This is a genomic window from Microbacterium sp. Bi98, from assembly GCF_918698045.1.
Taxonomy (GTDB): domain Bacteria; phylum Actinomycetota; class Actinomycetes; order Actinomycetales; family Microbacteriaceae; genus Microbacterium.
This window is the reverse complement of record NZ_CAKKLK010000012.1, coordinates 39,627-62,905: the sequence shown is the minus strand read 5'-3', so window position 1 is coordinate 62,905 and position 23,279 is coordinate 39,627. Positions and strand designations below refer to the sequence as shown.

Genomic DNA, 23,279 nt, shown 5'->3' with positions numbered 1-23,279 from the left:
CGCGCGGCGACGGCAGTGTCAGAGCCCGAAGGTAGGCTGACAGCGTGATTGTGGAACACCTGAGCCTGGTCGACTTCCGCAATTACGCGACCGCGGATCTCGCTCTGCACAAGGGTCCCAACGTCCTCGTCGGGCGCAACGGCCAGGGCAAGACCAACCTTGCCGAGGCTGTCGTCTTCCTCGCCACTCTCGGTTCGCACCGCGTCTCGTCGGATGCGCCGATGGTGCGCGAGGGTCAGGATTTCGCGATCATCCGCGCTCGCCTCTCTCACGGCGAACGCAAGGTGCTCATCGAGGTCCAGCTCAACAAGCAGGGCTCGAACAAGGCGCGGATCAACGGCTCCCCCTCGAAGACCAATGAGCTGCCTCGCTACGCCCATGTGGTGCTCTTCGCTCCCGAGGATCTGCAGATCGTCCGCGGCGACCCCTCGTCTCGGCGTCGTTTCGTCGACCAGCTGCTGATCCAGCGCACGCCCCGCATGTCTTCGGTCCTCGCCGATTACGACCGTGTTCTCAAGCAGCGCAATGCGCTTCTGAAGTCGGCCAGGGCGCGTGGCATCAAGGGCGAGGCCCTGAGCACCCTCGATGTGTGGGACGACAAGCTCGTCTCCCTCGGTGCCGAGATCATCACCGCGCGACACCGTCTCGCCGCAGATCTCCAGCAGCCGGTGGCCGAGGCGTACGCGGCGATCGCGGGCGAGGATCATCGCCCGCAGCTCGAGTGGGCTCTGTCGGTGCGAGGAGCGGATCCCGAAGAGGGTGTCGACGCGCCGGCCGAGACCTCCGGAGACATCGCCGAGATGTTCCACGCCGCACTTCTCGCGAAACGGTCGAACGAGCTCGACCGCGGTCTCACTCTCACCGGCCCTCATCGCGACGACCTCGTCCTGCGCGTTCGTGGTCTTCCGGTGAAGGGGTATGCGTCCCACGGGGAATCCTGGTCGGTGGCCCTCGCGCTGCGTCTCGCTTCCGCAGAGCTGCTGCGCAGCGAGTCTCCTGCCGGCGATCCCGTCCTCATCCTCGACGATGTGTTCGCCGAACTCGACGCCGATCGCCGTCAGCGGCTGGCAGCTCTCACCGCGGGCTATGAGCAGGTGGTCGTGACGGCAGCCGTGGAGGAGGATATCCCCGAGGTGCTCCACGCCCATGTGGTGCGGATCTCGGCGGGAACGATCAGTGATGAGAGGGAGGTGGCAGATGAGTGAGATCGCACCCGATCCGGCATCCGAGACTCCCGAGACCGTCGCGACCTATCTGCGCCTGCGCGGACTCGCGCCGAGTTCGAAGACGTGGAAGCGCAAGCGACGCATCGTCACCGACGACGACAACGCGCCGTTCACGCCCGGCCGCGACCCCGGACCGCTCGGAGCCGTGCTCGACAAGCTGACGCGGGACTCCGGCTGGCAGAAGACTCTCGCCCGTGAGGACCTGGTCAGGCAGTGGTCCGACCTCGCAGGCACGGACACCGCCAAGCACTCCGAACCCGTCTCCCTCGAGCGCGGTGTGCTCACGGTGAAGTGCGACTCGACCGCCTGGGCGAAGAACCTGCAGTACATGCGGGGAACGATCCTGACGGAGATCGGCCGACGGTATCCGGACGCGGGTGTCGAGAACCTCCGCTTCATCGGACCGGACGTACCCTCCTGGAAATGGGGTCCCAGAGTCGTTCCAGGACGGGGCCCGCGCGATACCTACGGGTAGGACACCACGGATGGGGTCTGAAACGCTCAGAGGGCCACACGCGGCCGCTGAGCCGCATCTCGCCACGAAAAGCCGCTAGACTGGGGATTCGTGATATCGATGTGGAGAATGCCCTCTGATGACGCCTGAATCCCCCGCTGACGAGACGGAATCGACCAACGGGGGAACCCCCGCGACCGAGGGCAAGATCTCACCCAAGGTGAAGCAGCCCGGTGAGTACGGTGCCGACTCGATCCAGATCCTCGAAGGTCTCGAAGCCGTCCGCAAGCGCCCCGGTATGTACATCGGTTCCACAGGACCGCGTGGTCTGCACCACCTCGTCTACGAGATCGTCGACAACTCGGTCGACGAGGCTCTCGCCGGTTACGCCGACACCATCTTCGTGACGCTGCTCGAAGACGGCGGCGTCCGCGTGGTCGACAACGGCCGCGGCATCCCGGTCGATCCCCACTCCTCCGACCCGACGAAGTCCACGGTCGAGGTCGTTCTGACCATCCTGCACGCCGGCGGAAAGTTCGGCGGCGGCGCGTACGCCGTCTCCGGCGGTCTCCACGGCGTCGGCTCGTCGGTGGTCAACGCCCTGTCGACGCGGTTCGACGTCGAGGTCAAGCAGAAGGGCTTCGTCTGGCGGCACAGCTTCGCGAACGGCGGCGTCCCGCAGCAGCAGCTCGAGAAGGGCGAGGCGTCCGACGACACCGGAACCAGCATCACGTTCTGGCCGGACGCCGAGATCTTCACCGAGACCACGAACTTCGAGTACGACACCCTGCGCACGCGCTTCCAGCAGATGGCGTTCCTCAACAAGGGCCTCCGCATCGAGCTGTCCGACGAGCGTCCCGATTCGGCTTACCAGGTCGAGGTCGACGGGCAGCCGACCCTCACCCAGCCGAACGACGTCTTCTTCTACGAGCGCGGTCTCGTCGACTACGTCGAATACCTCAACAAGGTGCGTCACGCCGAGGTCGTCAACGACGAGATCATCGCCTTCGAGTCCGAGGACACCGAGCGCAAGATCTCTCTCGAGGTCGCGATGCAGTGGACCACCTCGTACACCGAGAACGTCTTCACCTACGCGAACACGATCAACACCCACGAGGGCGGCACGCACGAAGAGGGCTTCCGTGCAGCGCTCACCACGCTCGTCAACAAGTACGCCAGGGCGAACAACCTTCTCAAGGAGAAGGACGACAACCTGTCGGGCGACGACGTGCGTGAAGGTCTGACCGCGGTCATCTCGATCAAGCTCGGCGAGCCGCAGTTCGAAGGGCAGACCAAGACGAAGCTCGGCAACACCGAGGCCAAGGCGTTCGTGCAGAAGGTCGTCGGCGATCAGCTCGGCGATTGGTTCGACCGCAACCCGATCCAGGCGAAGAACGTCATCCGCAAGGCGATCGATGCGGCCACCGCTCGTCTCGCCGCGCGCAAGGCCCGCGAGACCGCTCGTCGAAAGAGCGTCTTCGAGTCCGCCGCGATGCCCGACAAGCTCAAGGACTGCACGAGCAAGGATCCCTCGATCAGCGAGATCTTCCTCGTCGAGGGTGACTCGGCAGGTGGCTCCGCTGTGCAGGGTCGCGATCCGCACACGCAGGCGATCCTCGCTCTGCGAGGCAAGATCCTCAACGTCGAGCGCGCGCGTCTCGACAAGGCACTGGGCAACAAAGAGGTCCAGGCGATGATCCAGGCCTTCGGCACCGGAATCGGCGAAGAGTTCGACATCGAGAAGGCGCGCTATCACAAGATCGTGCTGATGGCGGATGCCGACGTCGACGGCCAGCACATCACGACGCTGCTGCTCACGCTGCTGTTCCGCTACATGCGCGGACTGATCGAGGCCGGCTTCGTGTACCTCGCGATGCCGCCGCTCTACCGTCTCAAGTGGACGAACCAGCCCCACGAGTACGTGTTCAGCGACGCCGAGCGCGACGCGCTGCTCAAGTTCGGACTCGACAACGGCAAGAGGATCCCGAAGGATGCCGGCATCCAGCGCTACAAGGGTCTCGGCGAGATGAACGCCAAGGAGCTGTGGGAGACCACGATGGACCACAGCACCCGGACGCTCCGCCAGGTGACCATCGAGGATGCCGCAGCGGCCGATGAGATCTTCAGCGTGCTGATGGGTGAGGACGTCGAATCGCGACGCAGTTTCATCCAGCGCAACGCCAAGGATGTCCGCTTCCTCGACATCTGACGCGTCCCGCGCCTGCATTCGTTCCCATAACGACCGGAATCGACAACACACATGACTGACGAAGTACGCCCCGAGCCGGCACACGACCACGGCAAGATCGACCAGGTCGACCTGCAGTCCGAGATGCAGCGCAGCTATCTCGACTACGCGATGGCCGTGATCGTCGGCCGTGCGCTGCCCGACGTGCGCGATGGACTCAAGCCCGTCCACCGACGCGTGATCTACGGCATGTACGACGGCGGATTCCGCCCCGACAAGTCCTTCTCGAAGTGCGCTCGCGTGGTCGGCGAGGTCATGGGTCAGTACCACCCGCATGGTGACTCGGCGATCTACGACGCCCTCGTGCGTCTCGTGCAGCCCTGGTCGCTGCGCTACCCGCTGGCCCTCGGCCAGGGCAACTTCGGGTCTCCCGGCAACATGGGTGCCGCGGCGCCCCGGTACACCGAGACCAAGATGGCCCCGCTCGCGCTCGAGATGGTTCGGGACATCGAAGAGGACACGGTCGATTTCACCGACAACTACGACGGCCAGACTCAGGAGCCGACGGTTCTTCCGGCCCGCTTCCCGAACCTCCTCGTCAACGGGTCGGTGGGTATCGCGGTCGGCATGGCCACCAACATCCCTCCGCACAACCTGCGCGAGGTGTCGTCTGCCGCCCTCTGGGCGCTCGACAACCCCGGCCTCCCCCGCGAAGAGCTGCTCGAGGGTCTCATCCAGCGGATCCCCGGCCCCGACTTCCCCACCGGCGCGCAGATCCTCGGCACCAAGGGCGTGCACGAGGCGTACCGCACGGGTCGCGGCTCGATCACCATGCGCGCGGTCGTCAACGTCGAGGAGATCCAGGGCCGCACGTGCCTCGTGATCACCGAGCTGCCGTACCAGGTGAACCCCGACAACGTCGCGGTGAAGATCGGCGACCTCGCCCGTGACGGCAAGATCACCGGCATCGCCGACATCCGCGACGAGTCGTCCGACCGCACGGGTCAGCGTCTCGTGGTCGTGCTCAAGCGCGATGCGGTCGCGAAGGTCGTGCTCAACAACCTGTACAAGCACACGCAGCTGCAGGAGAACTTCGGCGCGAACATGCTCGCGATCGTCGACGGCGTGCCGCGCACGCTCGCGATCGACGGGTTCGTGACCCACTGGATCACGCACCAGCTCGAAGTGATCGTCCGACGCACGCGCTTCCGTCTCGCCAAGGCAGAGGCTCGCATGCACATCCTGCGCGCCTACCTCAAGGCGCTCGACGCTCTCGACGAGGTCATCGCTCTCATCCGTCGATCGCAGACCACGCAGGATGCGAACGAGGGACTGCAGAAGCTCCTCGACATCGACGACATCCAGGCCCAGGCCATCCTCGACATGCAGCTGCGCCGACTGGCCGCCCTCGAGCGTCAGAAGATCCTCGACGAGGCCTCGGAGCTCGAGCGGCTGATCGGCGAGTACCAGGCGATCCTCGTCGACGAGTCGCTGCAGCGCGACATCATCCGCGAAGAGCTCACCGGCATCGTCGAGCGCTTCGGAGACGACCGTCGCACGCACATCCTGCACGGCTTCGACGGCGACGTCTCGATGGAAGACCTCATCGCCGAAGAGGAGATGGTCGTCACCATCACCCGCGCCGGCTACATCAAGCGCACGCGCAGCGACAACTACCGGTCGCAGCACCGCGGCGGCAAGGGCATCAAGGGCGCCCAGCTGCGGGCCGACGACATCGTCGAGCACTTCTTCGTGACGACGACGCACCACTGGCTGCTGTTCTTCACCGACAAGGGTCGCGTCTACCGTTCGAAGACCTACGAGGTTCCCGAGGCCGGCCGCGATGCGAAGGGAACGCACGTCGCGAACCTCCTCGCCCTGCAGCCCGACGAGAACATCGCGCAGGTGCTCGACATCCGCGACTACGGGGTCGCCGACTATCTCGTTCTCGCGACGCGCGACGGTCTGGTCAAGAAGACGCGTCTCGACGCGTATGACACCAACCGCCAGGGCGGCGTCATCGCGATCCGCCTGAACGACGAGGACGAGCTGGTCTCGGCTCTCATGGTGAACGCTGAGGATGACATCCTGCTCATCAGCCGCCGCGGCATGTCCGTCCGGTTCAGTGCGACCGATGATGCGCTGCGACCGATGGGACGCGCGACCGCCGGCGTGAAGGGCATGAAGTTCCGTGAGGGCGACAGCCTGCTGTCGGCATCCGTCGCCGCCCTCGGCCAGTTCGTGTTCGTGGTGACCGACGGGGGCTATGCGAAGCGCACCGCCATCGAGGAATACCGCGTCCAGGGACGTGGTGGATTCGGCATCAAGGTTGCCAAGCTCAACGACGATCGGGGCACTCTCGCGGGTGGTCTGATGGTCTCCTCCGACGACGAGGTCCTTGTGGTTCTGTCCAGCGGCAAGGTGGTACGCTCTGCCGTGGCCGAGGTGCCCGCGAAGGGCCGAGACACCATGGGAGTGGTGTTCGCACGGACGACGGAAGCCGACCGGATCCTCGCCATCGCCCGCAACGGTGAGCGGGGCCTCACCGAAGAAGACGAATCGGATGAGGCTGCGGTGGACTCCGAGTCCACGGCCCCCGAGACGAACGAGAACCCTGAGGAAGCAGACGCATGAGCACAGTAGCCGACAAGCTGGCGAAGAAGTCCACGCGCAAGACCGGTGGCAAGCAGGTGCGCCTGCGCCTCGTCTACGTGGATTTCTGGTCGGCCGTGAAGCTGTCGTTCCTGGGCGCTGTGGCGCTCGCGATCGTGACGATGGTGTCGTTCTTCCTGATCTTCCTCGTGCTGCAGGCGACCGGCATCCTCACGCAGGCGGATGAGTTCATCGGAACCATCACCGACAACTCCGTGCGGATCTCCGAGGTCGCCGGCCTGCCGCAGGTGATGGCATTCGCCGCGGTGGTCTCGATCCTCAACCTCATCGTGTTCACGGTGCTGGGTGCGGTCATCGCCGGGATCTACAACGTCGCCGTGAAGGTGACCGGCGGACTGCTGGTCGGGTTCATGTCGAACTGATCGTCAGGATTCGAGGAGGGGCGGATGCGAACAGCATCCGCCCCTCTTCTGTTCTCCGACGGAGTAGGGAAAACCCGAACCCGGGTCTCCGGTTGCCTCGGTGTCGGCCGGATCGGGGCCGCCGTACCTTTGAACCATGACGACACACACTGCCACGCCACCACCGGCGACGGCCACGAAGCCGCCGTTGCGCATCGTGCTCTCTATCCTGCATCTCGCGGGAATCGGAGTCATCGGCGGCTTCATCTTCGCGACTCTTTCCGGACTCCTCGGCACCGGCCTCGGCCTGCTCTTCGCGGCGGGCGTCGGCATCGTGCTGCTCGTCGGGCTCGTGTACGCCCTGTTCGGCGTCGGCTGGTTCGAGGTCGCGCGAGTCAGCGCTCTCTACAGGTCGCCCATCACGCCGCTCAGATGGCGCCCTCGGGATCGCCCCGGGTTCGCGGGCTGGCTCCGCTCGCTCGGCCGCCAGGCCATCGACGGCCGCATGTGGAGGGCCCTCGCGAACTTCGCGATCACCGCCGTTCTCGGCTGGATCGTGCTGCGGCTCGCCTTCGGCCTCGTCTGGTCGATCGCCATCTCGTTCGCTCCTCTCACGGGAACGGATGCCGTGATGGGTCCGTTCGGCGGGGGCGGCATCGACCCCGCGTGGGCACCGCTCATCGGGATCCTCGGAGTAGCCGCGTGCCTCGCCGGAATGATCGGACTGGCGCTCCTCAACCGCGTGCTCTCACTCGCCATCGTCGTTCGCAGCCGCGAGGCCGAGCTCACCGAGCGAGTGCGCACCAGCACTGCTCAGCGTGAGGGCGCTGTACGTGCCGCGGATGTCGAACGCACACGTATCGAGCGTGACCTGCACGACGGCGTCCAACCGCGACTCGTATCGGTGGGCATGACCCTCGGGCTCGCCCAGCAGAAGATCGACAACGACCCGGATGCCGCGAAGGAGCTGATCGCCGAGGCGCACACCTCGACCAAGGCCGCGATCACCGAGCTGCGTCAGCTGGCCCGTGGCATCCATGCATCGGTCCTCGACGACCGGGGCCTGGACGCGGCGCTGTCCGCCCTCGCCGGCCGCTCGCACATCCCCGTCCATCTCGATGTGCGCATGGACGGCCGCTGCAGCCGCGAGGCCGAAGCCGCTGTCTACTTCTCGATCGCCGAGTCGCTCACCAACGCCGCGAAGCATTCGCGGGCCAGCGAGGCGCGTGTCACTGTCCGTCTCCGCGACGGAGGGGTGCTCTGGGCCCGCGTCGAGGACAACGGCATGGGCGGCGCCCAGGTGCAGCCCGGCGGAGGCCTCGACGGCATCGCGAATCGCATCCTCGCAGCGGGCGGAACCTTCCGCCTCGAGAGCCCCGTCGGCGGACCGACCAGCCTGGAGGTGAACGTGCCATGCGCATCCTGATCTGCGAGGACTCCGTCCTGCTGCGCGAGGGGCTCGTGCGACTGCTCGAGGACGCCGGACACAGTGTGGTCGCGGCTCTTCCCGACACCAGCGGGCTCAGCGAGGCCGTCATCGAGACGGACCCCGAGCTGTGCATCCTCGACGTACGGCTCCCCCCGACCTTCACCGACGAGGGCATCCGCGCGGCGCTCGGACTCCGGGACACCAATCCCGCGCTTCCGCTGCTCGTGCTCTCTCAGTACGTCGAGGAGCGGTATGCGTCGGACCTCATCGCCGCACAGGGAGGGCCCCTGGGATATCTGCTCAAGGACAGGGTCGCCGACGTCTCTGAGTTCCTCGCCTCCGTGCAGCGGATCTCCGAGGGTGCCACCGTGCTCGACCCCGAGGTGGTGGCTCAGCTGCTCACCCGCCGCAACCGCGACGACCGGATGCAGCGTCTCACCGAGCGCGAACGGACCGTGCTCGCACTGATCGCCGAGGGCAAGTCGAACCAGGCCATCGCCGGTCTGCTCTTTCTCTCGGAGGCGAGCGTCGAGAAGCACATCACCGCGATCTTCCAGAAGCTGGGCTTCGAACAGGGCGAGTCGGGCAACCGACGCGTGCTGGCGGCCCTGGCACACATCGAGAACACGGGCGGCTCGACGCCGACCGGACAGACAGGACTGGGACGATGACCACGAACAACGACGACTACCAGGGCGGGCACACGCCCCTTACTCCCCCGCCGGCATCCGCGCCGCAGGGACAGGAGCCCACACCGGCGCCCGCGCAGGCGCAGGCGGCACCGGCCGATGCCGGCCGCTCTTCGGGGACGACGGCGATCATGATCGTCACGGCGATCGTCGGAGGCATCGCGCTTCTCGGAGCGGGCGGGTCGGCGGCTGTCGCCGCCACCGGCAGCATGATGGCCTCCACTCAGGGCAGCGACGCCGCGCTGACCGAGGATGCGTCCGGCATCGACACGCTCGACCTCGACGTGGATGCCGGCAACATGCGCATCGAGTTCGGTGACGTCGATGAGGCCGAGCTGGCAGTGACGAACGCTCGCGGTCCTGCCTGGAGACTCGAACGCGAGGGCGACGAGCTGATCGTCCGCAGCCCGGAGTTCCGCTTCGGATGGTGGTTCGGCGAGTGGTTCGGCGACGACCAGTCGGCGGTGCTGACCCTGCCTGAAGAGCTGAGCGACGCGCAGCTCGATGCCGACCTCACTCTCGATGCGGGCAGTCTCGATGTGGTCGGAGACTTCGGTGCCCTCGACGTCACGGTCAACGCCGGTGCGCTCGATGTCGAAGGTGCGGCGAGCAGCCTCAGCATCGACATGAGCGCGGGTCGTGCCGATGCGATGCTCGACGGCGTCGACGCGGCCGATCTCAGTGTGTCGGCGGGCGACCTCACCGTCGAGCTGACGGGCCGGGCACCGTCTGAGACGACGATCGACGTGAGCGCGGGCTCGGTCGATCTCACGGTTCCGGATGAGTCGTACTCGATCATCCAGGACGTCAGCGCCGGATCGCTCGACGCGAAGGTCGATCAGTCATCCGGCACCCGGAACACGATCGACGTCACACTTGCGGCAGGCAGTGTGACGATCCGGCCGGGCCGCTGATTCCGATCGAGGGCGAGGGCGCGCCGGTGCCCTCGCCCTCGATTGGGTATTTCGGGAAATCTCCGGTAAAGTTTCGGAGGTTGACGGGCCCATAGCTCAGGCGGTTAGAGCGCTTCACTGATAATGAAGAGGTCCCAGGTTCAAGTCCTGGTGGGCCCACTCCTCAACTAAATGAATACCCTCACGGGGCCTTAGCTCAGTTGGTAGAGCGCCTGCTTTGCAAGCAGGATGTCAGGAGTTCGAATCTCCTAGGCTCCACACTGTGTTGAGACAGTTCGAGAAGGCCCCGCCATGTGCGGGGCCTTCTCGTTTTCGCATGTCTCCACAGGTGTTAACAACCCTGTTAACAACTGCTCGCGCGGTGCCATCTGAGTGCACAGCTGTGGATGGACCTGTTAACAACGAGGGTGATGCGGCACCCGCCTCTCACTAGACCTCCTAGATATCAACCCCCCTCCGTATTCTCAGGTCGAGGGCGTAGCGTGCTGGCATGACCGACGGGAAGACGATGATCCAGACCGAGATCGTGTTCGATGGATCGAGCTACTTACTCGCCCAGGATCAGAACATCGATGATCTGCGAGAACGTATCGAGTCAGCCACGAAGACCGCCGGCACCTTCGTCGACATGGTCGTCGTCGGCAACCGGGCAGTCAGCGTGCTCATCACCCCGACGACGCAAGTGACGATCAGTGTGGCGACTGTGGCATATGACCCCCGCGATACCGGTGACGTCGACTTCCCGTACACCGGTTTCTACGACGAGCTCTGACTCCACGCGTCTGAGCGGGTGATCAGAGGTTCGGCCCGCGGATCATCCGCACCGGTCCTCTGGCGTCGTCGATGGACACCTTCTCGCCCTTCTGCGTCACGACGATCTCATCGCGCTCGGCGAGTGCAGCCGCGATTCGGCGGACATCCGACATGGTCGAGCGCCACGAGTCCCCGCCCACAGTCCGGGCGACGTCACTCGGACAGATCGAAGACTCGCCCCGCTTGCGGATGAGCGCGCGCATCGCGGCCGCGATCCTCTCGTCGAAGTCGTCGCCGGTGCGGTCCTCCCACCAGGGCGCCCCTCGTTCCCCGAGCGCGGTCTTCGCGTCCTGCACCCGACGTCGTGCGTCCGGCTCCTGCGCCTTCACCGCGCGCCGCGCAGCCATCAGCTCGTTGACCAGCTCCTGGCGGAATGTCTCGGGGATCAAGGGGTCGGTCGCGCGCCACCGCCGGCCGTCGATGACGACGTGATGACCGTCGGGCGTGCGCTCCGGACCGCTCACACCGCCGCCGTTCGCGCTGTCGTCCGAGGTCATGCAGCCAGTCAATCCGACCATGATCAGGTCGACCAGGGGCTTGACCGCACCTGGGTACCCCCGATCGGGAGGAGATCCGCGCTGCGGAGGACGAGTCGACGGACAAGCGCCCTCCCGTGTGCGGATCTCCTTTCGAACGGCTCTCGCTCGGGGGTCAGACGGCCCGCAGGTCGTGCGGGGCGACGTTGAGACGCTCGCACCCGTCGGCGGTCACGACGACGATGTCCTCGATGCGTGCGCCCCATCGGCCGGCGAAGTAGATCCCGGGCTCGATGCTGAACGCCATGCCCTCACGCAGCACGAGATCGTTGCCGGGCGCGATGTAGGGCTCTTCGTGTACCGAGACGCCGATGCCGTGACCCGTGCGGTGCAGAAAGGCCTCGCCGAGCCCCGCCTCGGCGAGTACGGACCGCGCCGCGGCATCGACAGCCTCGGCCGTCGCGCCGGGGCGCACGGCGTCGACAGCGGCCTGCTGAGCGCGGACGAGCACGGCGATGCGATCGGCGGCTTCACTGTCGGGTGTGCCGACCACGTAGGTGCGGGTGCTGTCAGAGTTGTAGCCGCTCGGCACGGCGCCGCCGATGTCGACGACGACGACGTCTCCGTCCTCGATCACGCGGTCGGACACCTCGTGGTGGGGATCCGCGCCGTTGGGCCCGGAGCCGACGATGACGAACTCGACGGTGCGGTGGCCCTCGGCCACGATGGCCTCAGCGATGTCGGCCGCCACCTCGCGCTCGGTGCGCCCCGCCCGCAGCCACTCGGGCACTCGACGATGCACGGCGTCGATCGCGGAGCCGGCACGCCGGAGCTCGGCGACCTCTTCAGCATCCTTGATCATGCGTCCCTCACGCAGCACCGGGGTGGCGAGCTCGACGCGCACGTCGATCCGGTCGGCGAGCGGGATCACGTGCAACGCCGGCAGAGCGTCTGAAACTCCCACTCGCGTGACTGCGCCCAGGGCGGCGGCCACGAGGTCGTAGGGATTCTGTCCGTCGACCCAGTCGGAGACGGCGAGGCCGAGCTCACCCACCGCCGTGGTCCTGACCTTCGCCAACTCCATGCGCGGCACGATGACGGCGGGAGCGATGCCGGGTCCGAGCACGAGTGCGGTGAGGCGCTCGATCGTGTCTCCCTCGACGCCGACCAGATACTCCAGATCAGGGCCCGGACCCACCACTATCCCGTCGAGACCGGCGTCAGCGGCAAGCGCTGCTGCGCGATCGAGTCGAGCGGCGTACACGGAGGCGGGGAACGGCAGTGTGCTCACGGCATCCACGCTACTGCGCCGGCCGTTCCCCGGGAACGGTGACTCAGCTGACGGCGAGGCGGATGCGCTCGGTGAGAACCTTGCGGTTCGCGGCCGAGAGATCGAGCAGCGCGTATGCGGTCGGCCACATCGTGCCGTCGTCGAGGTTCGAGATCGGCTCGAAACCGAACGTGCCGTACCTGACCTTGAACTTGCTGGCCGGCTGGAAGAAGCAGAGCACCTTGCCGTCCTTGCCCCAAGCGGGCATGCCGTAATACGTCCGCGGCATGAGCTCGGGAGCGACCTCCGTCACGAGGTCGTGAAGCGCCTTCGACAGCTCTCGATCGTTGTCATCGGGAAGCTTCGCGATCGCCGCCTCGAGGTCTGCGACACCCTCGGCCCGCACCTCTTCCGGGGTCTTCTTGGCACGAGACCGAGACTTGCGCTTGTCGGCCGCGGCCTCCTTCATCGCCTCGCGCTCTTCGGCACTGAAGTTCTTCTCGTTGTCAGCCATGGCCGACTCCTTTCACTGTGTGATCTGCGATGAATCTCACACTACGGATGCGGCGCACTGCTGTGCTTCTTGATTCGTGATCGATGTCTCGGGGTCGAGCGTGACGAGCCGGACGCCTCTCGAGGCGAGGTTTCGTCCAGGATCGTCACGCGCGTACCCTCCCTGAACCCCGGCCACTATGGTGGACGCATGGATATGCGGGTCGCGGCATACGCGGTCGTCACCGATGACGACGGTCGCATACTTCTCGCGCGCTGGACCGAGGGTCGTCGAGTGGCATGGACGATGCCCGGCGGAGGGCTGGAACCGGGTGAGGCTCCCGAGGACGCCGTGCGGCGTGAGCTTCGCGAGGAGACCGGCTACACGGTCAAGGTCGGCGAGCTGCTGGGCATTCATTCGAGGGTGATCCCGGCGAGCCAGCGGGTGAACCAGTCGGATCAGCCTCTGCACACCCTGCGCATCGTCTACCGGGCGTCGGTGACGGGCGGCAAGCTGACATTCGAGGCCGATGGCTCGACCGACATGGCCGAGTGGTTCCCACTGAAAGCCGTGAAGGAACTGCAGAGGGTCAAGCTGGTCGACATCTCGCTACGGATGGCCGGAATCCTCTGACTCAGTCGCGGGCCTCTTCGGGCACCGAGATGTCGGCGACTGTGGCACCGTACGCGGTGATGAGGTCATCGGCGTCGACGAAGAGGCTGTAGCCGTGAGCGCCGGCACCCATGGCGATCCGCTGCCCGACGATCGACTCGTCGGCGAAGACCGGCCAGTCCGTGGTGCTGCCGATGGGCACGATTGTTCCGCGCTCGTAGCCGGTCGCCGCGAGGGCGAGATCCGGCTCGGGCAGGCGGAGCTTGTTCACTCCGACGACCGCACGCAGCTTCGGCCACGAGATCGACCTGCCGCCGGGAACCAGCGCGAAGAGATACGTGTCGTCCGACCGCTTGACGACGAGCGTCTTGACGATGCCGGAGGGCGGGATGCCGAGCAGCTCAGCCGCCTCGAAGAGACTGCGGGCGGCAGGACGCTCGCGGATCTCGATATCGAGTCCGCGAGCCGCTGCGGCGTCCCTCACCCGGGCATGGAGATCCCCCGGCTCAGTGGCCGGGGGCTCCGATGTCGAGGTCACGCGTCAGGTGCGGAGAGCGGGTCGTCGGCGACCCAGAGCTCGTCGTCTGCGCGCAGTGCCTGCCAGGCGGCGTAGAGAACGCCGGCCGCTGCGGCGACTCCGAGGATCAGGGCGATGACCGAACCGACGCTCGGGCCCTTCGGCTCGGGCTGAGTGGCCTTCCTGACCTTCTTCACGACGCCTTCGCGCTTGGCGTTCGCGACATCCCACGCGGTGAGCGCGGTGCCGACGACTCCGCCGACGATCGGGACGACCTTGTCGTCCACCACGTGGTGACCGAAGCGGACGCCGCGGTCGACGACCGGTGCGACGCGACGGTTGTAGGTGTCCTGGACGACAGGACCGACCTGCTCGCGACCGAAGTGGCCGAGCTGACGTCCGGCTTCACGCGCGACGTCGGCGGCGTGGCCGACGAGGACCTGCTGGTTCTCCCAGAGCTGGTTGGCGTCGTTCTGAAGACGACGCAGCTCCTTCTTCCGCTTGCGGCTGATGCTCACGATGCTCTCCTGTCGATTGGAGTACGGATTCCCCATCTTGCCACGCGACCGTGTATGGGGCGAGGGAATCGCCGAACCCTTGCGTCGGAGGCCGATGAGCGCTACACGCGGGCCAACTCATGGGAAGCTCTGCGAGAATGGACCCATGGCTCACGCTTCTCATGTCGCAACCCTGCACACCAACCACGGTGACATCGTCATCAACCTCTTCGGCGACCACGCCCCGAAGACGGTCAAGAACTTCGTCGGCCTCGCCGACGGCACCCAGGAGTGGACGCACCCCGCCACCGGCAAGCCGGGCGAGGGTGCTCTCTACAAGGACGTCATCTTCCACCGCATCATCCCGAACTTCATGATCCAGGGCGGCGACCCGCTCGGACAGGGCGTCGGGGGCCCCGGATACAACTTCGACGACGAGATCAACATGGAGCTCAACTTCAACGAGCCCTACATCCTCGCCATGGCCAACGCCGGTCTGCGTCGCAACGCCATCACGGGCAAGGCCGAGGGCACCAACGGCTCGCAGTTCTTCATCACGACCGACCCCACCCCCTGGCTCCAGGGCAAGCACACGATCTTCGGCGAGGTCGCCGATGACGCCTCCAAGGCTGTCGTCGACGCGATCGCCGCTGTGCCGACGGCTGCGGGCGACCGTCCCATCGAGCCGGTCGTGCTGCAGTCGATCGACATCGTCGCGGCCTGACGCCGACGCTGGCCGATCCGGATGACGACGCCTGAGTTCGCGGACAACCGCGACAACTTCTGCTACCGGCATCCGGATCGGCAGAGCTTCGTGCTCTGTCAGCGGTGCCTGCGCACGATCTGCCCCGAATGCCAGACGCAGGCGGCTGTCGGGGTCATCTGCCCCGAGTGCATGGCCGCAGAGCGAAAGAACCGCACTCCCGCCCAGAAGCGCGCCGAGCGTCGCTGGGGCGGGCGGGGCACCGCGCTCTCCTCGCGCGGCAGCGGCAAGCCCGTCGTCACGTACTCGCTGCTGGCGATCACGTCGTTCATCGGGCTCCTTCAGCTCATCCCGGGAGTGGGCCAGGCGATCACGGGCCAGCTGCTCTTCGCGGCGGGCTATCTGTATCCGGATCTGTCGCTCATGCCGTTCGAACCGTGGCGGCTTCTCACGGCGGTGTTCGTGCATGGCGGTTTCCTGCATCTCGCGCTCAACATGCTGGCGCTGTGGATGCTGGGTCAGAGTCTCGAACCGATGCTCGGCCGAATCCGCTTCCTGTCGCTGTACCTGATCAGCGGACTCGGCGGTTCCGTCGCCGTCGCACTGCTCGCGCCCGGAACCGCGACGGTGGGCGCCTCCGGTGCGATCTTCGGCCTGATGGCCGCCCTGCTGATCATCGGACGGCACATCGGCGCGAACGTGACCGGCATCCTCGTGATCCTCGGCGTCAACTTCGTCGTCGGCTTCGTGTTCTCTCAGAACATCGCCTGGCAGGCGCACCTCGGCGGGGCGATCGTCGGTGCGCTCGTGGCGTTCATCCTCACGAGGACCCGACGGCGTGAGCAGCGGACGCTACAGATCGTGCTGCTCGTTGCCGTCGTCGTCGCGCTCGTCCTGATCGTCGCCCTGTTGGTACCGTTCCTGATCACGACGGTTTACTCCTGATCAGAAGTTGTTAACAGGGTTGCTGACCGATGTGAATAACATCTGTGTAATTCTCCCCATGTTGGGGATAACCTGTGGATAACTCAGAAGAAGGCCCCTCTCGCCAGCGCGAGAGGGGCCTTCTTCGATATCGGTGGGGCGGGCGTCAGCGCCAGCGTGTGGTCATCAGGAAGCCGATCAGGGCGATGCCCAGGCCGATCGCAAGGTTCCAGTTGTCGAGCCCCGGGATCGGGAACTGCATGCCCGAGATGTAGAACACGAGGATCCACACGAGACCGAGGAGCATGAAGCCGACCATCACCGGCTTGAACCACACGGCGTTGGGTGCGGCTTCGCCTTCGCTGCGCGGAGCTTCGGGTTCTTCGGTCTTGCGGTCGCGTGCCATTCCCACAGTGTACCCAAGAGTGTCATATCGCGCGGAAAACCAGGGCCGCAGGGCGGGAGTACAGGTCTGGCGGATAGCATGTCGCCATGACTGCATCCGTCGTCTCGGGGGAGCGACGTGCACACCGCCGCCGCCCCCGGTCGCGCGCGACCTTCACCAGCGTGCTCGGCGAGCTGCTGCTCACGGGTGGAGTGATCGTGCTTCTCTTCGTCGCGTGGCAGATGTGGATCGGCGACATCATCATCGCGGCCCAGAAGAACGAAGAGGGTGCGGCGGTCTCGCAGGAATGGGCGAACGCACCCACTCCCGAGCTCCCACCGGTCGTCGAGACCGACGACGGAGCGACAGTCTTCGAGCCCGTGATCCCCGCCGCTCCGGCCGACACCGAGCTTCTCGGCCAGATGCACGTGCCGCGCTTCGGTGCCGAGTACAACGTCGGCATCTACGGCGGTACGACGCGCGCGCGCACGCTCGACAAGCTCGGGATCGGCGTCTACACCGACTCGAAGATGCCCGGTGAGGTCGGCAACTTCGCGATGGCCGGCCACCGCACCACCTGGGGCAAGCCCTTCAACCAGCTCGACAAGCTCCAGGTCGGCGACGCGATCGTCGTCGAGACGCCTGACGGATGGTTCACGTACCGTTTCCGGACGCTGGAGTACGTCAAGCCCACGCAGACGGACGTGCTGCTCGATGTGCCGCAGATGCCCGGCGTCGCGACGGGGGAGAAGTACATCACGCTGACCGCCTGTTCGCCGCTGTACTCCCTCGCCGAGCGCATCGTCGCCTACGGCGTGTACGAGAGCTTCCAGCCCCGCGCCGAGGGTCCGCCCGCCGCGCTCACCGATCCACCGCCTCCGCCGGCCGCGCCGTCGATCTAGCCGAACGGAAAGAGACGACCCATGTACGCCGCACTCTGGCGCATCCTCCCCGGCCCGTGGTGGCTGAAGCTCTTCATCCTCCTCGTGCTCGTCGCAGCGGTGCTCTACGGGCTCTTCTGGTACGTCTTCCCCTGGGTGAGCCCGCTGATCACCCCGGGTGAGGTCGACCTCGAATGACCCGCGTGCTCGTCGTGGACAACCACGACAGCTTCGTGCACACGCTCGTGGGGTACCTGCGCGAGCTCGGTGCCGACGTCGCGCTGATCGAGGCGGATACCATCGATGCCGCTGAACTCGCGGTGATGCTGCCGGACTTCGACGCGCTGCTGCTCTCTCCCGGCCCGGGCACCCCTGACGATGCCGGCGTCTCCGTCGACGCCGTGCGGCTCGCCGCGAGGATCCGGATGCCGCTTCTCGGCGTCTGCCTGGGGCATCAGGTGATCGGCGCCGCGTTCGGCACCACCGTTTCAGAGGCGCCTGAGCTGATGCACGGCATGGTGTCGCCGGTCACGCACGACGGATCAGCGCTCTTCGCCGGCATCCCGTCGCCGTTCGACGCGGGCAGATATCACTCCCTCGCTCTCGCGGAGACCGACCTGCCGGCTGACGTGGCCGTCACAGCGCGCACCGCGAGCGGCACCGTCATGGCACTGGAGCACACCCGTCTGCCCATACTCGGGGTGCAGTTCCACCCCGAGAGCGTGCTGACCGAAGGCGGATACCGTCTGCTCGCCAACTGGCTCGAACTGTGCGGCGACGCACATGCCGTGGCACGCTCAGCGGCACTGCACCCGCTGTCGGGCCCCGACGCTCGTGTGGATCAGCCGGCGGCGACGCAGTAGCGCAGTTCGACCGTCGAGCCGATCGCCACGTCTCCCGGCGCGGCCGACATCGACGACACGGTGGGCGGTTCGGTCGGCGTGCAGTCGATCAGCTCGACCGGACTGGGCGTGAGGCCGATGCGTTCGAGCTCAGCCTGAGCCGCTTCCATCGTCCACCCGGTGACGTCGGTGAGGGTGACCCGGCCGCTCGCGACGACGAGATTCACGATGGTCTGCGGTGCGACCTCGGTGTCGGCCGCCTCGCTGGCCTCCATCACCGTCTCGGCCGCCAGCCCCTTGTCGTTGCGCTGGATGACCGTGCCCAGTTCGAGCCCTGCCGCCGCGAGTGCGTCTTTGGCGGCCGTCAGAGACAGGCCCTCGAGCATCGGGACGACGACCGTCTCCTTGCCGGAGGACACGTAGACCGTCACGGAATCGCCCTCGCTGACGGCGGTGCCGGACGCAGGGTCTGTGCGGGTCACGTTGCCCTCGACGATGTCGTTGCTGGACTCGAGCACCAGCTTCGAGGTGAGATCGAGCTTGCCGAGATCATCCTGGGCGCGCTCGGACGAGACATTGACGAGATCAGGCACCACGCGCGAGCTCGACGGCACGTCGTCCGGGCGCATGCTGAGCGTCCAGACCCAGAACAACACCGAGGCGAGAAGCACGGCAAGCAGTGCCACACCCGCCCAGATCCACGCGACGGGCGGACCCGACTGCGTGCGAGCCATGGTGGTGTCGGTGCTCAGCTGGCGGAGCGACCGGGCGGTCTCCTGCGCGGCACGCGGATTCGGTCCGTACAGCTCGCTCGTGAGCGCGCCGAGCTCCTTGCGGCTCGGCGCATGGCCGGAGACCGCCGAGTCGAGCGCAGCGCGGAAGTGCGCGGCATCCGGGTATCGCTGGTAGGGATCCTTGGCCAGCGCGCGCAGGACGATCGGGTCGAGCGCGCCGGGGGAGTCCTCGTTCACCTCGGTCGGAGGGACCGGAGTCTCGCTCACGTGCTGGTAGGCGACGGCCACGGGGGATTCGCCGCGGAACGGCTGACGGCCGGTGAGCAGTTCATAGAGCACGACGCCGGTCGAGTAGAGGTCGGCGCGTGCGTCGACCGGTTCGCCCTTGGCCTGCTCGGGTGAGAAGTATGCCGCGGTGCCGATGATCTGGGTGGTCTCGGCGACCGTCGATGACGAGTCGGACACGGCTCGGGCGATGCCGAAGTCCATGACCTTGACCTGGCCCTTGTCGGTCACCATCACGTTGCCCGGCTTGATGTCGCGGTGCACGACACCCGCACGATGCGAGTAGTCCAGCGCTTCGAGGATGCCGTCGACATAGCGCACGGCGTCGTCGACGGGCACCGGGCCCTTGGCGATGATGTCCTTCAGCAGCGTGCCGCTGATCAGCTCCATGATGATGTACGGAGGCTCATCCGTGCTGCTGTCGGTCGTCGAGGGGTCGCCGGCGTCGTAGACGCGGACGATCGACGGGTGCGACATGCGCGACGCGGACTGGGCCTCGAGACGGAATCGCGTGCGGAACGCGTTGTCGCGTGCCAGCTCGGGGTCGAGGATCTTGATCGCCACCGCACGACCGAGCGTCAGATCGTACCCGCGGTACACCTTCGCCATGCCGCCGTGCCCGATGAGCTCGTCGACGCGATAGCGACCCGCGAGAACGCGTGGCTCTGTCGACACGTAGTGACCCCCTGATACGACCTTGTGGATGCTCCAGCCTACGGCGGGAGCGGGTTATTCGCCTGAGTCTCCGCCGTCTGCGTCGCCTTCATCGGCGCCCGGCGCGGCGGGCAGGATGACGACGCCCGGCATGGCATCCGACTGCTCGGACGGCATATCACTGCCGCAGAAGACGCGGAACGTGGCGGTGATCGACTGTCCGGCCGTGCCGGGCACGATCTGCGTCGAGAGCACGCTGGGTCCGAAGCTGCGGATGGACTCGCCGGCGCTGCCGCCGGAGAACGTCGCGTTGGTGAGCGTCACCTCGAAGGCCGATCGCGCCGGGGTGCCCGAGGGGCACTCGAAGCTCGGCCAGTTGAGGGTCACGGGCTCGCCCTCGGTGGCGGTGCCGGCGATGGTCGGGGTGCCCGAGGGCTTGCCCACCTTCACCTGCTCCTTGAAGGTCGTCAGCGTGATGGCCGTGCCCTCGGGAACGTTGCCGCCGGGCTGCACGGACTCGACCGTGCCGACCTGGTTCGCGTTGGGAGCGATGGTGTTGCCCACCACGCACTCGGCCTGGAGTCCGGCGTTGACGGCAGCGGTCTGCGCGGCATCGCACTGCATCCCCACGAGACCGAGAGCATCGACGTCCACGAGCTCGGGCTCGGGCGTCTCGGTCTCGGTCGGTGTCGGCTTCGGGGTCTGCGACACGGTCTCCGACTGGGTCGGCTCGGGATCGGGGTCGCCCTGATTCATCAGGGCGAACACGGTTCCACCGAGCACGATCACGAGCAGTGCGATGAGAGCGATCAGCGGCCACGTCCAGGGGCTGCGCTTCTTCTTCTTCTCGGCTTCCTCCTCGGCCTGCTCGCCGGTGGGCAGCTGGGCCGTCGTGGGGAGGATGCGCGTCGTGCCGTCGTCGCCCGATGCGGTGAGCAGCCGGGTGGCGTCGTCGGAGGCGACACCGCCGGTCGCGATGGCCGGCACCGCGATGGCCGCGGAGTTCAGGTCGCCTCGGCGCAGAGCCTGGGCGGCGCGTGCGACGGTCGCCGACGACGACGGGCGGTCGGCGGGCTTCTTGGCGATCATCGCCATGACGAGGTTCTGCACCGGGATCGGCACGGTCGGCGGCAGCGGCGGAGGCTGCTCGTTGATCTGCGCCATCGCGATCGCGACCTGCGACTCACCCGTGAAGGGCCGCTTGCCTGCGAGGCACTCGTAGGCGACGATGCCGAGCGAGTACGTGTCGGTCGCGGGTGACGCCGGGTGCCCCGACGCCTGCTCGGGCGAGAGGTACTGCACGGTGCCCATGACCTGGCCGGTGGCCGTCAGCGGCACCTGGTCGGCGATGCGGGCGATGCCGAAGTCCGTGATCTTGACGCGGCCGTCCGGCGTGATCAGCAGGTTTCCCGGCTTGATGTCACGGTGCACGAGACCTGCCGCATGCGCGGCCTGCAGAGCGGATGCCGTCTGCGCGACGATGTCGAGGGTCTTGTCGGCGCTCAGGGCGCCGTCGCGCTCGAGCACGGTCGAGAGGGCCTCGCCGGGAACGAGCTCCATGACGAGGTAGGCGCTGCCGTTCTCCTCGCCGTAGTCGAAGACGCTCGCGATGCCCTCGTGGTTGACGAGTGCGGCATGGCGCGCCTCAGCGCGGAACCGCTCGAGGAACCCGGGGTCCCCCATGTACTCGTCCTTGAGGATCTTGATGGCCACGGTGCGACCGATGACGTGATCCGTCGCCTCCCACACCTCGCCCATGCCGCCGATCGCAATACGCGACTGCAGCTCGTAGCGACCACCGAACGACACACCCTGCGTCGGTCTCATCTGCCCAGCACCGCCTCTATGACCTTCTTTGCAATCGGAGCGGCGATGGTGTCGCCGGATCCTGACTGCCCTTGTCCACCGCCGTCTTCGACGAGGACCGCTACTGCCACCTCGGGGTCGTCCGCCGGCGCGAAACCGGTGAACCACAACGTGTACGGCTTGTTATCGTTCTCGGTCGTGCCGGTCTTCCCCGCCACATCGACCCCGTCTATTCTTGCACCCTGCGCAGCGCCGTTTGAGACGCTCGCGACCATCGACGCCGTGATCTGATCGGCGATCGTCGCATCGGTCGTCTGACCGAACTGGGTGTCGTCGTACGAACGGATGACCGAGAGGTCGTTGCCGATCACCGTGTCGACCAGACGGGGGTTCATCACGACGCCGTCGTTCGCGATGCCGGCCGCCACCATCGCGATCTGCAGCGGCGTCGCGGTGACCTGTCCCTGGCCGAATCCGGTGAGGGCGGTCTGCGCGTCGTCGAGGGCACGCGGGTAGCTCGACGGAGTCGATTCGAGCGGCGTCGAGAAGCTCCGGTTGAAGCCGAACTTCTCCGCCATCTCGCGGATCGCGTCATCGCCGAGCTCGACGGCGAGCTCGGCCATCGGGATGTTGCAGCTCAGGCGGATGGCTTCGGAGATCGACACGGTGTCTCCGCTGCCGCACGTGCCGCCCCAGGCGTTCGCGACCGTGTTCGTCGAGCCGGGCAGCTGATAGCGGGCCGGGTTCGGGAGCGTCGAGTCGGGCGTCCAGTTGCCCGACGCGTAGGCCGCGGCCGCCACGACGAGCTTGAATGTCGAGCCGGGAGGGTTGAGGTCGCCGGCGATCGCTCGGTTCGAGAGGGGCTTCGTGGGGTCTTCGTCGAGCTGGTCGTAGGTTGCGTTCGCGGCATCCGCGTCGTGCGTCGCGAGCTGGTTGGTGTCGAACCCGGGGGTCGACACCAGTGCGAGGATGCGCCCGGTCTTCGGCTCGATAGCGACGACCGCGCCGTTGAGGCCCTGCAGAGCGTCGTATGCGGCGCGCTGCGCGGCCGTGTCGAGGGTCAGCTCGACGCTGAATCCGCTCTGCGGCTGACCCGAAAGGATCCGCTCGATCTCGGCGAAGAAGGCGCTCGATCCCGTTCCCGACAGGTCGGCGTTCATCGCCCGCTCGATGCCGGTCGCTGACTGCAGCGCCGGGTTGAAGTACCCGGTGACAGGGGCCCACATCGCGGCATCCGTGTAGACGCGCTGGAACTGGTAGCGGTCATCCGAGGGGGTCGAGGAGGCGATCGCGACGTCGTCGACGATGATCGACCCGCGCTGGATCTCGTAGCTGTCGAGGAGCGTGCGCCTGTTGTTCGGGTTCTGCCCGAGGGCGTCGGCCTCGACGACCTGGATCCAGCTGGTCGCGGCGAACAGCGACAGGAACATGAACAGCATCACGATGCTGAGACGGCGGAGTTCTTTGGTCATG

Annotated in this window: 24 protein-coding genes and 2 tRNA genes; 17 read left to right on the top strand and 9 right to left on the bottom strand. The window is 66.7% G+C overall.

The features are described 5' to 3' along the window. The first annotated feature begins 44 nt into the window (after positions 1–44). The 11 genes from recF (at position 45) to LQZ85_RS15265 (ending at position 10,686) form a co-directional block, all read left to right on the top strand. Complete coding sequence (recF, locus tag LQZ85_RS15315; protein ID WP_056275690.1) at positions 45–1,205, top strand: DNA replication/repair protein RecF; 1,161 nt, start codon at positions 45–47, stop codon at positions 1,203–1,205. Next, a complete protein-coding gene (locus LQZ85_RS15310) occupies positions 1,198–1,701 on the top strand; it encodes a DciA family protein (RefSeq protein ID WP_056275693.1) in 504 nt (167 codons plus the stop codon). The genes recF and LQZ85_RS15310 overlap by 8 nt, the downstream gene beginning before the upstream one ends. A gap of 118 nt (positions 1,702–1,819) precedes the next feature. After that, the gene (gyrB, locus tag LQZ85_RS15305; protein WP_171821963.1) at positions 1,820–3,889 is read left to right on the top strand and encodes a DNA topoisomerase (ATP-hydrolyzing) subunit B; all 2,070 of its coding nucleotides are present in this window, start codon (positions 1,820–1,822) and stop codon (positions 3,887–3,889) included. Between the two features lie 51 nt (positions 3,890–3,940). Further along, complete coding sequence (gene gyrA, locus LQZ85_RS15300; protein WP_053098243.1) at positions 3,941–6,502, top strand: DNA gyrase subunit A; 2,562 nt, start codon at positions 3,941–3,943, stop codon at positions 6,500–6,502. Further along, positions 6,499–6,903 carry a DUF3566 domain-containing protein gene (locus LQZ85_RS15295; protein ID WP_053098244.1) on the top strand — a complete coding sequence of 135 codons (405 nt, stop codon included), beginning with the start codon at positions 6,499–6,501 and terminating at the stop codon, positions 6,901–6,903. Before gyrA ends, LQZ85_RS15295 begins: the two co-directional genes overlap by 4 nt. Positions 6,904–7,039: 136 nt before the next feature. After that, positions 7,040–8,308 carry a histidine kinase gene (locus LQZ85_RS15290; protein ID WP_053098246.1) on the top strand — a complete coding sequence of 423 codons (1,269 nt, stop codon included), beginning with the start codon at positions 7,040–7,042 and terminating at the stop codon, positions 8,306–8,308. Next, positions 8,296–8,982 carry a response regulator transcription factor gene (locus tag LQZ85_RS15285; protein ID WP_056275698.1) on the top strand — a complete coding sequence of 229 codons (687 nt, stop codon included), beginning with the start codon at positions 8,296–8,298 and terminating at the stop codon, positions 8,980–8,982. Before LQZ85_RS15290 ends, LQZ85_RS15285 begins: the two co-directional genes overlap by 13 nt. Then, on the top strand, positions 8,979–9,914 hold the full coding sequence (locus tag LQZ85_RS15280) for a DUF4097 family beta strand repeat-containing protein (RefSeq protein ID WP_230101140.1): 936 nt from the start codon (positions 8,979–8,981) through the stop codon (positions 9,912–9,914). The genes LQZ85_RS15285 and LQZ85_RS15280 overlap by 4 nt, the downstream gene beginning before the upstream one ends. 85 nt (positions 9,915–9,999) lie before the next feature. Beyond that, positions 10,000–10,073: transfer RNA gene (locus tag LQZ85_RS15275), tRNA-Ile, on the top strand. A 26-nt stretch (positions 10,074–10,099) separates the two neighbouring features. Next, a tRNA-Ala gene (locus tag LQZ85_RS15270) sits at positions 10,100–10,172 on the top strand. Positions 10,173–10,404: 232 nt separating this feature from the next. Then, positions 10,405–10,686: a hypothetical protein gene (locus LQZ85_RS15265; protein ID WP_056275701.1), complete on the top strand. Its 282-nt coding sequence runs from the start codon at positions 10,405–10,407 to the stop codon at positions 10,684–10,686. A gap of 22 nt (positions 10,687–10,708) precedes the next feature. Here the strand turns inward: LQZ85_RS15265 and LQZ85_RS15260 are convergent, their stop codons facing one another. From LQZ85_RS15260 to LQZ85_RS15250, 3 genes are all read right to left on the bottom strand, one after another. Next, positions 10,709–11,224, bottom strand: a complete 516-nt coding sequence (locus LQZ85_RS15260; protein ID WP_230101139.1) for a DUF3253 domain-containing protein — start codon at positions 11,222–11,224, stop codon at positions 10,709–10,711. Positions 11,225–11,378: 154 nt separating this feature from the next. After that, positions 11,379–12,494, bottom strand: coding sequence for a Xaa-Pro peptidase family protein (locus LQZ85_RS15255; protein WP_230101138.1), 1,116 nt, complete (start codon positions 12,492–12,494; stop codon positions 11,379–11,381). A gap of 43 nt (positions 12,495–12,537) precedes the next feature. Further along, entirely contained in the window at positions 12,538–12,987 is a 450-nt protein-coding gene (locus LQZ85_RS15250; RefSeq protein ID WP_056275709.1) for a DUF1801 domain-containing protein, read from the bottom strand. Between the two features lie 189 nt (positions 12,988–13,176). Here LQZ85_RS15250 and LQZ85_RS15245 point away from each other — a divergent pair, with 189 nt between their 5' ends. Continuing rightward, positions 13,177–13,599: an NUDIX hydrolase gene (locus LQZ85_RS15245; RefSeq protein ID WP_230101137.1), complete on the top strand. Its 423-nt coding sequence runs from the start codon at positions 13,177–13,179 to the stop codon at positions 13,597–13,599. Position 13,600: 1 nt separating this feature from the next. Here the strand turns inward: LQZ85_RS15245 and LQZ85_RS15240 are convergent, their stop codons facing one another. Both LQZ85_RS15240 and LQZ85_RS15235 read right to left on the bottom strand, forming a co-directional pair. Further along, entirely contained in the window at positions 13,601–14,062 is a 462-nt protein-coding gene (locus LQZ85_RS15240) for a YbaK/EbsC family protein (protein ID WP_230101136.1), read from the bottom strand. A gap of 50 nt (positions 14,063–14,112) precedes the next feature. Beyond that, positions 14,113–14,613 (bottom strand): hypothetical protein, encoded by a 501-nt coding sequence (locus LQZ85_RS15235; RefSeq protein ID WP_053098260.1) that lies wholly within the window; start codon positions 14,611–14,613, stop codon positions 14,113–14,115. Positions 14,614–14,758: 145 nt separating this feature from the next. Here LQZ85_RS15235 and LQZ85_RS15230 point away from each other — a divergent pair, with 145 nt between their 5' ends. Beyond that, positions 14,759–15,316: a peptidylprolyl isomerase gene (locus tag LQZ85_RS15230; protein WP_053098262.1), complete on the top strand. Its 558-nt coding sequence runs from the start codon at positions 14,759–14,761 to the stop codon at positions 15,314–15,316. Between the two features lie 21 nt (positions 15,317–15,337). Further along, entirely contained in the window at positions 15,338–16,240 is a 903-nt protein-coding gene (locus tag LQZ85_RS15225; RefSeq protein WP_230101135.1) for a rhomboid family intramembrane serine protease, read from the top strand. 145 nt (positions 16,241–16,385) lie between these two features. On the opposite strand, the gene LQZ85_RS15220 is transcribed toward LQZ85_RS15225, so the two are convergent. Then, complete coding sequence (locus tag LQZ85_RS15220; protein ID WP_042541028.1) at positions 16,386–16,625, bottom strand: cell division protein CrgA; 240 nt, start codon at positions 16,623–16,625, stop codon at positions 16,386–16,388. An 86-nt stretch (positions 16,626–16,711) separates the two neighbouring features. Between LQZ85_RS15220 and LQZ85_RS15215 the strand changes: the two genes are divergently transcribed. From LQZ85_RS15215 to LQZ85_RS15205, 3 genes are read left to right on the top strand one after another with little or no spacing between them, the layout of a single operon-like run. Further along, positions 16,712–17,506, top strand: a complete 795-nt coding sequence (locus LQZ85_RS15215; RefSeq protein WP_072590401.1) for a class E sortase — start codon at positions 16,712–16,714, stop codon at positions 17,504–17,506. A 21-nt stretch (positions 17,507–17,527) separates the two neighbouring features. Next, positions 17,528–17,683 (top strand): hypothetical protein, encoded by a 156-nt coding sequence (locus tag LQZ85_RS15210; protein WP_167947501.1) that lies wholly within the window; start codon positions 17,528–17,530, stop codon positions 17,681–17,683. Continuing rightward, a complete protein-coding gene (locus LQZ85_RS15205; RefSeq protein ID WP_230101134.1) occupies positions 17,680–18,348 on the top strand; it encodes a gamma-glutamyl-gamma-aminobutyrate hydrolase family protein in 669 nt (222 codons plus the stop codon). Before LQZ85_RS15210 ends, LQZ85_RS15205 begins: the two co-directional genes overlap by 4 nt. Here the strand turns inward: LQZ85_RS15205 and pknB are convergent. The 3 genes from pknB to LQZ85_RS15190 are packed head-to-tail and all read right to left on the bottom strand — an operon-like array spanning position 18,327 to position 23,278. Then, complete coding sequence (pknB, locus tag LQZ85_RS15200) at positions 18,327–20,021, bottom strand: Stk1 family PASTA domain-containing Ser/Thr kinase (protein WP_053098267.1); 1,695 nt, start codon at positions 20,019–20,021, stop codon at positions 18,327–18,329. The genes LQZ85_RS15205 and pknB overlap by 22 nt on opposite strands. A gap of 54 nt (positions 20,022–20,075) precedes the next feature. Continuing rightward, positions 20,076–21,827, bottom strand: a complete 1,752-nt coding sequence (locus tag LQZ85_RS15195; RefSeq protein ID WP_082586459.1) for a protein kinase — start codon at positions 21,825–21,827, stop codon at positions 20,076–20,078. Continuing rightward, positions 21,824–23,278 (bottom strand): penicillin-binding transpeptidase domain-containing protein, encoded by a 1,455-nt coding sequence (locus LQZ85_RS15190; protein WP_056275724.1) that lies wholly within the window; start codon positions 23,276–23,278, stop codon positions 21,824–21,826. Before LQZ85_RS15190 ends, LQZ85_RS15195 begins: the two co-directional genes overlap by 4 nt. Between the last annotated feature and the right edge of the window lies 1 nt (position 23,279).

What these genes read in the sequence shown, in the direction of transcription:
- LQZ85_RS15310 (WP_056275693.1), top strand. Translation starts at nt 1,198, where the DNA reads ATGAGTGAGATCGCACCCGATCCGGCATCCGAGACTCCCGAGACCGTC.
- gyrB (WP_171821963.1), top strand. Translation starts at nt 1,820, where the DNA reads ATGACGCCTGAATCCCCCGCTGACGAGACGGAATCGACCAACGGGGGA.
- gyrA (WP_053098243.1), top strand. Translation starts at nt 3,941, where the DNA reads ATGACTGACGAAGTACGCCCCGAGCCGGCACACGACCACGGCAAGATC.
- LQZ85_RS15295 (WP_053098244.1), top strand. Translation starts at nt 6,499, where the DNA reads ATGAGCACAGTAGCCGACAAGCTGGCGAAGAAGTCCACGCGCAAGACC.
- LQZ85_RS15290 (WP_053098246.1), top strand. Translation starts at nt 7,040, where the DNA reads ATGACGACACACACTGCCACGCCACCACCGGCGACGGCCACGAAGCCG.
- LQZ85_RS15285 (WP_056275698.1), top strand. Translation starts at nt 8,296, where the DNA reads ATGCGCATCCTGATCTGCGAGGACTCCGTCCTGCTGCGCGAGGGGCTC.
- LQZ85_RS15280 (WP_230101140.1), top strand. Translation starts at nt 8,979, where the DNA reads ATGACCACGAACAACGACGACTACCAGGGCGGGCACACGCCCCTTACT.
- LQZ85_RS15265 (WP_056275701.1), top strand. Translation starts at nt 10,405, where the DNA reads ATGACCGACGGGAAGACGATGATCCAGACCGAGATCGTGTTCGATGGA.
- LQZ85_RS15260 (WP_230101139.1), bottom strand. Translation starts at nt 11,224, where the DNA reads ATGACCTCGGACGACAGCGCGAACGGCGGCGGTGTGAGCGGTCCGGAG.
- LQZ85_RS15250 (WP_056275709.1), bottom strand. Translation starts at nt 12,987, where the DNA reads ATGGCTGACAACGAGAAGAACTTCAGTGCCGAAGAGCGCGAGGCGATG.
- LQZ85_RS15245 (WP_230101137.1), top strand. Translation starts at nt 13,177, where the DNA reads ATGGATATGCGGGTCGCGGCATACGCGGTCGTCACCGATGACGACGGT.
- LQZ85_RS15230 (WP_053098262.1), top strand. Translation starts at nt 14,759, where the DNA reads ATGGCTCACGCTTCTCATGTCGCAACCCTGCACACCAACCACGGTGAC.
- LQZ85_RS15225 (WP_230101135.1), top strand. Translation starts at nt 15,338, where the DNA reads ATGACGACGCCTGAGTTCGCGGACAACCGCGACAACTTCTGCTACCGG.
- LQZ85_RS15220 (WP_042541028.1), bottom strand. Translation starts at nt 16,625, where the DNA reads ATGGCACGCGACCGCAAGACCGAAGAACCCGAAGCTCCGCGCAGCGAA.
- LQZ85_RS15215 (WP_072590401.1), top strand. Translation starts at nt 16,712, where the DNA reads ATGACTGCATCCGTCGTCTCGGGGGAGCGACGTGCACACCGCCGCCGC.
- LQZ85_RS15210 (WP_167947501.1), top strand. Translation starts at nt 17,528, where the DNA reads ATGTACGCCGCACTCTGGCGCATCCTCCCCGGCCCGTGGTGGCTGAAG.
- LQZ85_RS15205 (WP_230101134.1), top strand. Translation starts at nt 17,680, where the DNA reads ATGACCCGCGTGCTCGTCGTGGACAACCACGACAGCTTCGTGCACACG.
- LQZ85_RS15195 (WP_082586459.1), bottom strand. Translation starts at nt 21,827, where the DNA reads ATGAGACCGACGCAGGGTGTGTCGTTCGGTGGTCGCTACGAGCTGCAG.
- LQZ85_RS15190 (WP_056275724.1), bottom strand. Translation starts at nt 23,278, where the DNA reads ATGACCAAAGAACTCCGCCGTCTCAGCATCGTGATGCTGTTCATGTTC.